The sequence below is a fragment of the Neisseria sp. MVDL19-042950 genome, from assembly GCF_030504625.1.
Classification (GTDB): domain Bacteria; phylum Pseudomonadota; class Gammaproteobacteria; order Burkholderiales; family Neisseriaceae; genus Neisseria.
Genome location: NZ_JAUKWH010000002.1, coordinates 23,844 through 35,852 on the forward strand (window position 1 = coordinate 23,844; position 12,009 = coordinate 35,852).

The following is a 12,009-nucleotide window of genomic DNA, read 5'->3' on the forward strand; positions in this document are numbered from 1 at the left end:
TTCTAACAGAGGCCGTCTGAACAATCAGAATGATTTGATGCAGGTAAAGCGCGGCAGTTCTCGCCCGTTGTAGGTTATTGTTTCCGCAAACATACCGGCGGGGCGCACCCATAATCCGAAATCGCCGTATAAAGCGCGGTATACAACCATTTTTTCTTCGGTTTCGGAGTGCTGCGCGGTGCCGATAACTTCGTATAGATTCCCTTTGTAATGGCGGTAGATGCCCGGCTTAATCGTGGTCATGGCGGATGTGGCGGCGGTAGTATCGGTCGATATTGTGTATGGCTTGGGTGTCTTCAGGTTTGAGAGTATGCTTCAAGCTGTTGAGCTTGATCAGAATAATGTCTTCCTGCTCGGCAACGGCACAGCTTACTTCTCCGGTGGAGCGAAAAAAAACCATTAATTCGTCGAGTTGTTGTAAAGCACGCTGGTAGTCGGGATTCATAGGCCGTCTGAAAAAACGAATGGCAGGTTGGAAACCCGCCATAGTTTGGTTATTGCAGCCGGAAAAACCGGTTCAATCAAATTAAGCAGCCTGAATGTTGGCGGCTTGCTTGCCTTTAGGGCCGGTAGTAACTTCGAAAGAAACGCGTTGGCCTTCTTTCAATGTTTTGAAACCTTCCATGTTGATTGCAGAGAAGTGGGCGAACAAATCTTCACCACCTTCGTCCGGAGTAATAAAACCAAAACCTTTAGCGTCGTTAAACCATTTAACAATACCGGTTGCCATTGCACTTCCTATACTAAAAATAACAAAAAAATAATGAAAACAGCAAATATAGGCAAAGCGGACAACTTAAAAGTTTTGAGTTTCTCCAAACCATTATGCTTTATGCCGAGATGCCAAGCTCTGCTTAGGAAGGCTTTTTACCTATGTTAAGGAGTGTAGTCAAGTAGTGTTTGGGAAAAAAACCGAAATTTATTAAAATAACGCAAAAAACAACATAAACCACATTTGAAATGCTTATAAAGATTTAGTATGAGTAAAGTGAATATCAAACACAAAACTGAAAATGAAACCGCCAAAGAGAAGGTTCCCCCACCGAAAAAATACGGTGTGTTTTTATTGAACGACGACTACACCACAATGGATTTTGTGGTTCAGGTGTTGACGGAAATTTTCATGCTGCCGCAAGATAAAGCGGTGGCGGTTATGTTGCTGGTTCATCACGAAGGCAAAGGATTGTGCGGCACTTATACGCACGATATCGCTCATACCAAACAACAGCAGGTGATGCAGTGGGCGAAGAGCGAAGGGCATCCGCTGCAATGTATTATTGAGGAGGTTTAAATTAAATGATTTCCGCCGAACTTGAACAGATTCTGCAACATATTTATGCACATGCGCGGGAGAAAAAACATGAGTTGATCAGTTTGGAACATTTATTGCTGGCACTTATCGAGCACAGTCAGGACGTACGCAATGTGTTGGAGCAATGCGGGGCGGACTGCCATATTCTGTCGCGCCAGCTTGAAGAAAGTATCGAAGAAAATACGCCCGAGCTGCCGCAGCACCTGTTTGATCGAACCGAAACACAACCCACCATCGGTTTTCAGCGCGTTGTGCAGCGGGCCATCATGCATGCGCAATCGGCCGATAAAAAGGAAGTGTATCCGCTCGATATACTGGTTGCCCTGATGAGCGAGAATGAAAGCCATGCGGTGTATTTTCTGCAATTGCAGTCGGTAAGCCGTTACGATGTTTTGCGTTCTTTGGCTTACGGTACGGCATCCGAAAACCATCATGAAGATAGCGACGATTATTCGGAGGGCGGTTCTGCATCCTCGGAAAACAGCGATGCTTTGGCCAGCTACACCGTGAATCTGAATGCCGAAGTGAAAGCGGGGCGTATCGACCCTTTGATCGGCCGCAAGCATGAAATGGAGCGTTTGGTGCAAGTGCTGTGCCGCCGCCGTAAAAACAATCCGATTTTGGTCGGGGAAGCCGGCGTAGGAAAAACCGCGCTGGCGGAAGGGCTGGCGCATCAGATTGTGAACGGCAGCGTGCCGGAAACTTTGCAAGAGGCAACGGTGTTTTCGCTGGATATGGGTTCGCTGTTGGCGGGTACCAAATATCGCGGAGACTTTGAAGCGCGGGTAAAGGCCGTCTTAAAACAGCTTACCCAAATTCCGAACGCCATTTTGTTTGTGGATGAGATTCATACCATCATCGGAGCCGGCAGTGTTTCGGGCGGCACGATGGATGCTTCCAATTTGCTCAAGCCTGCTTTGGCCAAAGGGCAGTTGCGCTGTATCGGTGCGACAACTTACGACGAATACCGCACTATTTTCGATAAAGACCATGCTCTGAGCCGCCGTTTTCAAAAAATCGACATTGTCGAACCCAGTATCGCCGAAACCGTGCAGATTTTGCGCGGCCTGAAACCGATGTTTGAAAGTTTCCATCAGGTGCGCTATACCGGCGCGGCATTGGAGGCGGCTGCCGAACTTTCCGCCCGCTATATCAACGACCGCTTTCTGCCTGATAAAGCAATCGATGTGATGGATGAAGCCGGTGCTGCGCAACGGATTTTGCCGAAATCCAAACAGAAAAAAGTAATCGGCAAAGCGCAGATCGAAGCGGTGGTGGCGAAAGTGGCTCGTATTCCTGAAAAAACCGTTTCGCACGACGATAAACAGGTGTTGCAATATTTGGGCCGCAATCTGAAAAACATGGTATTCGGGCAGGATAACGCCATTGATGCGTTGGTGGCGGCCGTAAAAATGGCACGTTCGGGGTTGGGGCAGCCTGAAAAACCCATCGGCAGTTTTCTGTTTTCCGGCCCGACCGGTGTCGGTAAAACCGAAGTGGCCAAGCAGCTTGCTTTTTCGCTCGGTGTGCCGTTGCAGCGTTTCGACATGTCGGAATATATGGAACGCCATGCCGTATCGCGCCTGATCGGTTCCCCGCCGGGATATGTCGGTTTCGAACAGGGCGGTTTGTTGACCGAGGCCATCAGCAAGCAGCCGTTCTGCGTATTGTTGTTGGACGAAATCGAAAAAGCACATCCCGATATTTTCAATGTGCTGTTGCAGGTGATGGATTACGGCAGGCTTACCGACAATAACGGCAAAAGCGCCGATTTCCGCAATGTAATCATTATCATGACTACCAATGCCGGTGCGGAAAGTTTGAGCAGGCCCGGAGTAGGGTTTACGCCCAAACGGGAGCGCGGTGATGAAATGCAGGCCATCAACAAGCAGTTTTCGCCGGAATTCCGCAACCGCTTGGATGCCGTGATTTCTTTTGCTCCTTTAGACGAAGCGGTGATTGCCAAAGTGGTGGACAAATTCCTGCTTCAGCTTGAGCAGCAATTGCTCGATAAAAAAGTGGAAGTTGAATTTACCCCTGCATTGCGTCAATATCTGGCGAAAAAAGGCTTTGATCCGCAAATGGGTGCGCGCCCGATGAACAGGCTGATTCAAGACAAAATCCGTAAGGCTCTGGCCGATGAATTGCTGTTCGGCAAACTTGCAGACGGCGGGTTCGTGCGGATAGACTGGAACGCCGAAAAAGAAGAAGCCGTGTTGGGGTTCAAGAAACTTTCAGAGCGTAAGGAAACGGTGGAAGCGGCTGTGTGATTGTTTGGTTGGAAAGGCCGTCTGAAAAGATGTTGAAGATGTTTTCAGACGGCCTTTGGTTTGCCGATGGGGTATCGGATTTGGATATATAGTTGATTAACCGTAATTGATACAAAGGGCAAGCCGAAGACAGGCTGCCGGATTTCTCCACGCATAAAAAAATGCCGCCGTATAAAACAGCGGCATTGCTTTTCTGACTTTTTACAGACTATTGGTAAAGGTACGGGCAATAACGTCGCGTTGTTGCTCGGGAGTCAGGGAATTGAAACGAACGGCATAACCTGAAACGCGGATAGTCAGCTGCGGATATTTGTCAGGATTGGCTACGGCATCTTCGAGCGTTTCGCGGGTAAGCACGTTTACGTTCAAATGTTGGCCGCCTTCCACTTTCGGGCGGGCAGTGATATCAACCGGAATTTCACGGTAAGAAACTTCGCCCAATGCAGACAGGGCAACCACTTCGTCTTCTTTGAATTTAGTGCCTTGAGAACACAAGCAGCGTACTTCTTTGGTGTCTTCGTCAAGCAGCCAGAATGAGTTCAGCAAGGCTGAGTCGGTAGCTTGGGTAATTTGAATGCCTTTAATCATGCTTTATCCTTTCTCGTTGTTAAATTAGGTGTTTAATATTACTGGTTAAATATTGTATACCCCGTGTATGAATTTAAATTGACTTAAATCAAATTACGGAAAGCTACAGGGAATTGTCGGGAAGATAATGGGGAATATATATTAAGATTCTGTTTAATAATATTATTTTTATTATTTTTTTATATTCTTTGATTTAAGTAAGATTATTGTGCGCCATATTCCAGATTGTGTGAAATTATGTTACAAATATGCATGGTTTTACGGTTTTTCAAATTAAGGTCAATATCGTTTGTATGCCGTTCGGATTGAAAAAGCAAGTTGGTTTTTTCTTTGCGGTAAGCATTTAAAACAATGACGGTATTCTCGTATTTTGCGGAGTGAACAATCATGTTTTTTCTTCAGTTTGCCATCGTTTTACTGTGCATCTTGATCGGTGCGCGGGTAGGCGGCATCGGCTTGGGTGTGTTCGGCGGCATCGGTTTGGCCGTGCTCGCATTCGGTTTCGGCCTGCAGCCTACCAGCCCGCCGATTGACGTGATGTTAATGATTATGGCAGTAGTGTCCGCCGCCGCAGCTATGCAGGCTTCGGGCGGTTTGGACTATATGATTAAAATCGCCACACGTATTTTGTATAAAAATCCGAAATACATCACTTTTGTGGCACCGGCGGTAACTTATACTTTCACCGTATTGGCCGGAACGGGGCATGTTGCTTATTCGGTGCTGCCGGTTATTGCCGAGGTAAGCCGCCGCAACGGTGTCCGCCCGGAACGGCCGCTTTCGATGGCGGTGATCGCCTCTCAATTCGCCATCGTGGCCAGCCCGATTGCCGCCGCCGTGGTTGCGTGCGTCGCCTATTTGGAACCGCAGAACATCACGTTGGCAGATGTGCTGAAGGTAACGGTTCCGGCAACGGTGTTGGGTATTACTTTGGCCTGTGTGTTTGTGAATAAAATGGGCAAAGAATTGAAAGACGATCCGCATTATCAGAACTTGCTGAAAAATTCCGATAATAATGAAATGAGTGAAGATCAGGTCGATATCAGCAATATGGAAGTCAGCAAAACGGCCAAAGTTTCGCTGGGTATTTTCCTTTTTGCCGCTTTGTTGGTGGTGTTGATGGGGGCGGTACCTGAGTTGCGTCCGGTATTCGAGGGCAAGCCGATGGGTATGGCGCATACGATTGAGATTGTGATGTTGTCGGCCGGCGCGCTGATTATTCTGCTTTGCAAACCGAATGGCGACGATATTACCAAAGGCTCGGTATTTCATGCGGGTATGCGTGCGGTGATTGCGGTATTCGGTATCGCTTGGTTGGGCGATACGTTGATGCACGGCCATTTGCCGGAAGTACAGGAAGCCGTATCGGGCTTGGTGCAAACTGCGCCGTGGACTTTTGCTTTTGCGCTGTTTGTGTTGTCTGTGTTGGTAAACAGCCAAGGAGCTACTGTGGCGACTTTGTTCCCCGTGGCGATTTCGCTCGGCGTGCCTGCTCCGATTATCATTGGTACGTTTGTGGCGGTGAACGGTTATTTCTTCATTCCGAACTACGGCCCGATTATCGCGGCAATCGATTTTGACAGTACGGGCACAACCAAAATCGGACGCTTCATTTTCAACCACAGCTTTATGATTCCGGGCTTATTGAGCATGGCGTTCAGCTTGGCGTTCGGCTTATTGTTTGCGAACCTGTTTTTATAATAGATTCAACATGCTTATTGTGAAGAGGCCGTCTGAAAAGTTTTCAGACGGCCTCTTTAGTCGGATTGCGCATTGTCAAGGTTTGACTTCTTTGCCGTTGATTTTCACGCCGGTAAGTTTGAGATTGTAGGTTTTGCCGTCATCGGTGTAGCTGATTTGGGCGGGAATATTGTTGAATTCCGGTGCAAACGCATAATTGACCGTGCTGTCGCCGCGTTGGATGCGGTATTTGTTGACTGTGGTCGTGCCGCCGCCGATTTTATATTGCGAACTGCCCGCGCTGTTGAGGCTGCCGACGCGGTAGATTTTTTTGCCGTTGGTAATACGCAGGCCGGACGGGAGTTTGGCATCGTTGGCGGCAAGTTGCCATGCGAGGGTAAATAAATCCATCGTGATGCCGGAAGAGGCTTCGGTTTTCTGTTCGCCGGTTTTTCCGTAGGTAACTTGGCCGTTGCCGAATTTGGCTTCCGCATAAGTTTTGCCGCCGCGCACGTCTTTATAGTAGGCGGGTTTGAGGGTGTTGCCGGATACGGTGCCGCCTGATTCGAAGCGGATGCTGTATAGCGGCACTTTGATGCGCGATACGATTTTGTAGCTGTTTCCGCTGCGGGTAAAAGTCATGGTGGCGGGAATGCCGTAGCTGCCCGAATATTTGAGCTCGGCAGATTGGGGAAGCTCCGAAGCAAATGCCGGTGAAGCAAATACGGCGGCAAGTAAGGTCAAACTTAATTTTTTCATGCGGTTTCCTTTCTCGGGAAATCAGGCCAGCAACGGTTGGTTTTTCGGACGGCACTGCGGATTCATCACGCGGTTGCCGTTGATTTTCAGACGGCCTTCTACAAAATCGGCCACGGCTTGCGGGAACAGCAGGTGTTCCACTTCCAATACCCGTGCGGCGATGTCGTTGGCAGTATCGTTGTCGTAAACCGGCACGACACCTTGCGAAATAATCGGGCCGCAATCCAGCTCGGGCGTAACGAAATGGATGGTGCAGCCGGCAATCCGGCAGCCGGCTTCCAGCGCGCGTTCGTGTGTGTGCAGGCCGGTAAAGGCGGGCAGCAGGGAAGGGTGGATATTGATCAGGCGGCCTTCGTAACGGCGGCAGAACTCGGGCGTGAGAATGCGCATGAAGCCCGCCAGCACCACCAAATCGGGTTGGTATGCGTCGATTTTTTGTATCATGGCCTGATCGAATTCAAGGCGGCTGTCGAAACTTTTATGGTTAAGACAATCGGTGGCGATGCCGCGTTCCGCAGCCCAAGCCAAACCGGCGGCGTTTTCATTGTTGCTCAATACGGCGGCGATGCGGGCATTGGGGATGCCGGCATTCACGATGGCCTGCATGTTGCTGCCACGGCCGGAAATCAGGATAACGATGTTTTTCATGGTTAAGCGGTATGGAAAGAGTCGGTTAAGATAAATCTGCGGGAAAGGGCAAGCAAGCGGGTTAGCCTAATTTAACGGCTTTTTAAAGTTGCAGGCCGAAAATAAAGCGTTATTGTAGCCAAATATGGAAAAGGCCGTCTGAAAACTTTTTTCAGACGGCCTTTGCATATCATACGGATTCAGTTTGACGCGAATGTGTTGCATTGGTTGATGTCGCCACTTTTCAGGCCGCGTTTGAACCATGCCAGACGTTGTGCGGACGAGCCGTGCGTGAAGCTGTCCGGCACGACGTAACCTTGCGATTGCTGTTGCAGGCGGTCGTCGCCGACGGCTTCGGCGGCATTGAACGCTTCTTCCAAGTCGCCTTGTTCAAACAGATTGTCGTTGGCGGCGTAGTGCCCCCATACGCCGGCGAAACAGTCCGCCTGAAGTTCGAGTTTGACCGACAAGGCGTTGGCCTGAGCTTTTCCGGCGGTTTGCTGCGCCTGATTCACTTGCGGCAATACACCAAGCAGGTTTTGCACATGATGGCCGACTTCGTGGGCGATCACATAAGCAAAAGCCGCATCACCCGAAGCGCCGAGTTTTTTACGCATATCTTCGTAGAAAGACAAATCCAGATAAACTTTACGGTCGGCAGGGCAGTAAAACGGCCCCATGGCAGCTTGTCCCGTACCGCAGGCGGTTTGCGTGCCGGCGGTGTAAAGCACGAGCGTAGGTGCGGCATAACGGCTGCCGTTTTTGGCGAAATACTCGCTCCATACGGTTTCGGTGCTGGCAAGCGTTACTTCGGCGATTGCTTTCAGTTGGGCTTCCAGTTTGCTGTCGAGTTTGGTTTGCTGCACGGCGGGGGAGCCGATGCCCGGGGTGCCGACTACGCCCGATAAGTCCACGCCGTAATATGCGCCGATCAATAAAATGATGATGCCGATGATGCCGGTGCCTTTACCGCCCGGAATGCGCCCGCCTTGGCCGCGGCGGTCTTCCACGTTTGAACTTCGTTTTCTTCCTTCCCAGCGCATGGTTGGATTCCTTTTGTATTGGTTGTTGCGGACATTATACGGTATCTGTTTGTTTTACCGAACCGAACTGTTTTCAGACGGCCTCAGATAAGCTGTTCGCCCCAGTGCAGTTTCTGGCGCAGGGTTTTGTAGTATTGGTAGTCGGTGGGGTGTAAAACGCGCAGCGGGTGGCGGTAGCGGTGGATTTGGATGCGGTCGAAGTTTTGTACGTCGACGAAAGACTGGCCGTCGAAGTGGACGCGGGCATCGCCGCTTTTGGTAATCAGGATTTCGATTTCGCAGGTGTCCGAAACGGCAATCGGCCGGTTGGTCATCGATTGCGGGCAAATCGGCACCAAAGTGAACGCGCGCAGACTGGCCTGCATAATCGGGCCGCCGGCGGCAAGTGCGTAGGCGGTGGAGCCGGTGGGCGTGGATACGATCAGGCCGTCCGAACGCTGGGTGTAAACGAATTCTTTGTTAATGAACACTTCGAACTCAATCATCTGCCCTGCGCCGCCGCGAGAAAGCACCACATCGTTGAGCGCCAGCGAAGTGGTAACCGTTTCGCCGTTACGGTGCAGCGAGGTTTCCAGCAAAATGCGCTCTTCGGGCAGGTATTTGCCGGTAAGCATGCCGCTCAAGCCGTGCACCATGCTTTCGCGCGGCACTTGGGTTAAGAATCCCAGATGGCCTTGATTGACACCGATAACCGGAACGCGGTACGGAGCAAGTTTGCGGGCGACGGACAGGAAAGTGCCGTCGCCGCCGAGCACGATGACCAAATCGCATTTTTTGCCGAGGTTTTCTTTATCGGCAATGTGGCAGAGGGCTGCGTCCTGCGCGGCCGCCGTATCGTCTTGAACGCTGGCTTCGTCAAGATAAATATCCAGCCCGGCGTTATGTAGGAAATCCACCAAAGTGTGCAGGTTTTCCCGAATGCCGGGTGTTTGCGGGCGGGTAACGATGCCGATGTGTTTGAATTGGCTGTTCATGGCGCAATCCGTTGCGGGTGTCGTAAACTTAGATTATAGCGGTTTTTCAGACGGCCTGAAAACGCATGTAGTCGGAAGGGCGGTAAGCGTTTGGAATATATCGGAAAGGATGCAGGCCGTCTGAAACGAATCAAATTCAGACGGCCTGCAGACGGCCTGCTCAGACGCTCAGTTGTTCCAACAGAGCCTGTTTCAGGGCAAGCTGGGTTTTCGGCGTGTCGAGTTCGGGGCTGTACAGCAGGAAACTGTCTTCCACGCGCTCGTCGAGGGTGGCGATTTTTGCATAGCGCACGCTGATGTTTTGATCGGACAACACGCCGGCCACATCCGCCAGCAGGTAGGGGCGGTTGACGGCGACAATCTCCAGCGTGTACCAGCCGGGCGCGTCTTCTTCGGGTATCAGCAGCACGTTCGGCGTAATCGGCAGGTGGCGGCTGCGGCGGCTGCGGACGGTGCGGCGTTCGTCGTTGCCGCCGTTGATATGGCCGTGCACGAAATTGTTCAGTTCGGCTTCAAGCGCGCTTTGGATGTTGGGATAGTCGGCATAACCGTATTGCGGCGGCATTTGCACGATAAACGTATCGAGAATGTAGTTGTGTTCGGTAACGAAAGCGCGGGCGGTGAGGATATCCAAACTGTGGCGGCTGAAAATGCGGCACAAGCCGGCAAACAGGCGCGGGCCGTTGGGCATGAAGGCCATTACCTGAAGCGTGTCGCTTTCGGGCAGCAGGCGGCTGCGTATCTGCGGTTCTTCAAGGCAATGGACGAGGTTGGCGGTGTGCCACAGGATTTCCTGCAATTCGTGGCGCACGAAATAAGCCGAGCCGAGCGCGCGCCAAAGCTGTTTCTGCTGTTTGTCGGGCGTGCCGGCGCAGGTGAGCTGGTCGGCCGCTCCCTGTTGGCGGCGGCTGACGATGACGGTGCGGTTGCCGCTTTCGCCGGCAAAACGCCGTATGGCGGCGTGAAACAGGTTTTCCAGCAGGCCGGCGCGCCAGCCGTTCCAGAGTTTGGGGTTGGTGCCGCGTATGTCGGCCACGGTGAGCAGGTAAAGCGCGGTTAAGCGTTCGGGTGTTTTCACTTTGCCGCAGAAATGATTGACGACATCGGGGTCTTGGATGTCTTCTTTTTGGGCGGTGGCCGACATCAGCAGATGGTTTTCCACCAGCCACACCAGCAATTCGCTTTCTTCCGCATCCAAAAAATGGTCGGCGGCAAAATCGCGCGCATCGGCCATGCCCTGTACGGCATGATCTCCGCCCCGGCCTTTGGCGATATCGTGGAAAAACGCCGCCAGATAAAGCACATACTGTTTGGGGAACGAGTGCATCAGCGCGGAAACCGACGGCAGTTCGTGGCTGTGCGAATCTAACGCGAGGCGGCGCATGTTGCGCACCACCATCAGGATATGGTCGTCTACCGGATAAACATGGAACAAATCGTGCTGGAGAAGACCGACGATTTTCCCCCATGCGGGCAGGTAACGCCCCAATACGCCGTATAGATTGAGAAAACGCAATATATGGGTTAAGCCGTCGCCGTTTTTGAAAAATCCGGCAAAACGCCGGCGGTTGGCGGGATTGTCATAAAAACCGCGGTTGATTTTGCGGGTGGCCGCCCACCATGCGCGCAGGGTTTTGGGGGCGAGCGAAGTGAGATCGTTGCGGCTTTGCAGGATTTCGACGATTTTGAAGATGTGTTCGGGGTGGTGTGCAAACAGCTCTTTATTTCTCACGGCAATTTGGTTGCCTACCTGATAATAGTCTTCGTCGATATCGTGTACCGAGCGCGGCAGCAGCGAATAAATGCGCCCGCGCAGCATGGGCAGCAGAATGCCGTTGAGCTGTTTGACGATTTTGACGGCGCGGTAAAACACTCGCATTAATTTTTCGCTTTTGATGTGTTTTTCATCGTCGTACCAACCCATGTTTTCCGCCACTTGGCTTTGCAGATTGAAAATCAGACGGTCTTCGGCACGGCCGGCGGCCAAATGCAGCTCGATGCGGATGGAGGCCAGCCGTTTGTGGCTGTTCATGAGCATACCCGCTTCGGTGCGGGTGATGATGCCTTGGGCGATCAACGTGTGTATCGGCGCGTCCAAATCTTGCGCTTTGGCCAACCACAAAATGGTGTGGATGTCGCGCAACCCGCCGGGGCAGGTTTTGATGTTCGGCTCCAACACCGCTCCGGAACCTTGCGATTTGGTATGCCGCTGCTCCATTTCCAGCAGTTTGGATTCGATAAACGAGGCGGTATCGCGCTGCAAACTCAGCCGTTGCAACAAGCGGTCGGCCGCTTGGCGGTTGCCGGATAAAAAACGTGCTTCGAGCAGGGCGGTGTCGCCGGTGATGTCGTCGCGCACGCTGTCGCACAATTCTTCTATGCCGCCGCTCTTCACGGCCGGTGCGAGTTTCATGTCCCACAGAATCTGCACGAATCCGGCAATTTTTTCCTGCTCTTCGGGCGTGAGCGGATCGGGTGACACGACGGCCAAATCCAAGTCGGAACACGGATACATCTCTTCGCGCCCGAATCCGCCCGTGGCCAGCAGGCATAAATGGCTGTTGCCGAACAGTTCCCGCCACAACACCGACAGCATTTTTTCCAATGCTTTGCCGTAACGCTCGAAAAACATCATCGGCTGGCGTTTGCTGCGGTAGGCTGCAACGGCTTGCTGCTTTTCCGATTGCAGCTCTTGAACGGCGGATTGAATCACGGTTTGCATGGCGGGTTTCCGTAGCAGGCCGTCTGAAAACCTT

The 12,009-nt window shown here is 51.9% G+C and carries 12 protein-coding genes; 3 read left to right on the top strand and 9 right to left on the bottom strand.

From position 1 onward, the window contains the following. Positions 1-24 precede the first annotated feature (24 nt). From Q0X97_RS01750 to Q0X97_RS01760, 3 genes are all read right to left on the bottom strand, one after another. Positions 25-243 (bottom strand): DUF1653 domain-containing protein, encoded by a 219-nt coding sequence (locus Q0X97_RS01750; RefSeq protein ID WP_302067142.1) that lies wholly within the window; start codon positions 241-243, stop codon positions 25-27. Then, positions 230-445 carry a branched-chain amino acid ABC transporter gene (locus Q0X97_RS01755; protein WP_302067141.1) on the bottom strand — a complete coding sequence of 72 codons (216 nt, stop codon included), beginning with the start codon at positions 443-445 and terminating at the stop codon, positions 230-232. The genes Q0X97_RS01750 and Q0X97_RS01755 overlap by 14 nt, the downstream gene beginning before the upstream one ends. Positions 446-526: 81 nt before the next feature. Continuing rightward, positions 527-730 (bottom strand): cold-shock protein, encoded by a 204-nt coding sequence (locus Q0X97_RS01760; protein WP_085390429.1) that lies wholly within the window; start codon positions 728-730, stop codon positions 527-529. A gap of 249 nt (positions 731-979) precedes the next feature. Between Q0X97_RS01760 and clpS the strand changes: the two genes are divergently transcribed. Then, entirely contained in the window at positions 980-1,291 is a 312-nt protein-coding gene (gene clpS, locus Q0X97_RS01765) for an ATP-dependent Clp protease adapter ClpS (RefSeq protein WP_302067140.1), read from the top strand. Between the two features lie 5 nt (positions 1,292-1,296). Further along, complete coding sequence (clpA, locus tag Q0X97_RS01770; protein WP_302067139.1) at positions 1,297-3,582, top strand: ATP-dependent Clp protease ATP-binding subunit ClpA; 2,286 nt, start codon at positions 1,297-1,299, stop codon at positions 3,580-3,582. Positions 3,583-3,783: 201 nt separating this feature from the next. Here clpA and grcA read toward each other — a convergent pair whose 3' ends face one another. Then, the gene (gene grcA / locus Q0X97_RS01775; RefSeq protein ID WP_302067138.1) at positions 3,784-4,170 is read right to left on the bottom strand and encodes an autonomous glycyl radical cofactor GrcA; all 387 of its coding nucleotides are present in this window, start codon (positions 4,168-4,170) and stop codon (positions 3,784-3,786) included. Positions 4,171-4,557: 387 nt separating this feature from the next. On the opposite strand from grcA, the gene Q0X97_RS01780 reads away from it, so the two are divergent. Then, positions 4,558-5,871 carry an anaerobic C4-dicarboxylate transporter gene (locus Q0X97_RS01780; RefSeq protein WP_302067137.1) on the top strand — a complete coding sequence of 438 codons (1,314 nt, stop codon included), beginning with the start codon at positions 4,558-4,560 and terminating at the stop codon, positions 5,869-5,871. Positions 5,872-5,946: 75 nt separating this feature from the next. On the opposite strand, the gene Q0X97_RS01785 is transcribed toward Q0X97_RS01780, so the two are convergent. The 5 genes from Q0X97_RS01785 to glnD all read right to left on the bottom strand — a co-directional run bounded on the left by Q0X97_RS01785 (position 5,947) and on the right by glnD (position 11,975). Further along, positions 5,947-6,609, bottom strand: a complete 663-nt coding sequence (locus Q0X97_RS01785) for a DUF3108 domain-containing protein (protein WP_302067136.1) — start codon at positions 6,607-6,609, stop codon at positions 5,947-5,949. 21 nt (positions 6,610-6,630) lie between these two features. Beyond that, a complete protein-coding gene (gene purN, locus Q0X97_RS01790) occupies positions 6,631-7,257 on the bottom strand; it encodes a phosphoribosylglycinamide formyltransferase (RefSeq protein WP_302067135.1) in 627 nt (208 codons plus the stop codon). 179 nt (positions 7,258-7,436) lie between these two features. Then, positions 7,437-8,279 (bottom strand): neutral zinc metallopeptidase, encoded by an 843-nt coding sequence (locus tag Q0X97_RS01795; protein ID WP_302067134.1) that lies wholly within the window; start codon positions 8,277-8,279, stop codon positions 7,437-7,439. An 83-nt stretch (positions 8,280-8,362) separates the two neighbouring features. Then, positions 8,363-9,253 (bottom strand): NAD(+) kinase, encoded by an 891-nt coding sequence (locus Q0X97_RS01800; RefSeq protein ID WP_302067133.1) that lies wholly within the window; start codon positions 9,251-9,253, stop codon positions 8,363-8,365. A gap of 160 nt (positions 9,254-9,413) precedes the next feature. Further along, the gene (glnD, locus tag Q0X97_RS01805) at positions 9,414-11,975 is read right to left on the bottom strand and encodes a [protein-PII] uridylyltransferase (RefSeq protein WP_302067132.1); all 2,562 of its coding nucleotides are present in this window, start codon (positions 11,973-11,975) and stop codon (positions 9,414-9,416) included. Positions 11,976-12,009 lie beyond the last annotated feature (34 nt).

Coding starts and splice junctions, on each gene's coding strand:
- Q0X97_RS01750 (WP_302067142.1), bottom strand. CDS start 243: ATGACCACGATTAAGCCGGGCATCTACCGCCATTACAAAGGGAATCTA.
- Q0X97_RS01755 (WP_302067141.1), bottom strand. CDS start 445: ATGAATCCCGACTACCAGCGTGCTTTACAACAACTCGACGAATTAATG.
- Q0X97_RS01760 (WP_085390429.1), bottom strand. CDS start 730: ATGGCAACCGGTATTGTTAAATGGTTTAACGACGCTAAAGGTTTTGGT.
- clpS (WP_302067140.1), top strand. CDS start 980: ATGAGTAAAGTGAATATCAAACACAAAACTGAAAATGAAACCGCCAAA.
- clpA (WP_302067139.1), top strand. CDS start 1,297: ATGATTTCCGCCGAACTTGAACAGATTCTGCAACATATTTATGCACAT.
- grcA (WP_302067138.1), bottom strand. CDS start 4,170: ATGATTAAAGGCATTCAAATTACCCAAGCTACCGACTCAGCCTTGCTG.
- Q0X97_RS01780 (WP_302067137.1), top strand. CDS start 4,558: ATGTTTTTTCTTCAGTTTGCCATCGTTTTACTGTGCATCTTGATCGGT.
- Q0X97_RS01785 (WP_302067136.1), bottom strand. CDS start 6,609: ATGAAAAAATTAAGTTTGACCTTACTTGCCGCCGTATTTGCTTCACCG.
- purN (WP_302067135.1), bottom strand. CDS start 7,257: ATGAAAAACATCGTTATCCTGATTTCCGGCCGTGGCAGCAACATGCAG.
- Q0X97_RS01795 (WP_302067134.1), bottom strand. CDS start 8,279: ATGCGCTGGGAAGGAAGAAAACGAAGTTCAAACGTGGAAGACCGCCGC.
- Q0X97_RS01800 (WP_302067133.1), bottom strand. CDS start 9,253: ATGAACAGCCAATTCAAACACATCGGCATCGTTACCCGCCCGCAAACA.
- glnD (WP_302067132.1), bottom strand. CDS start 11,975: ATGCAAACCGTGATTCAATCCGCCGTTCAAGAGCTGCAATCGGAAAAG.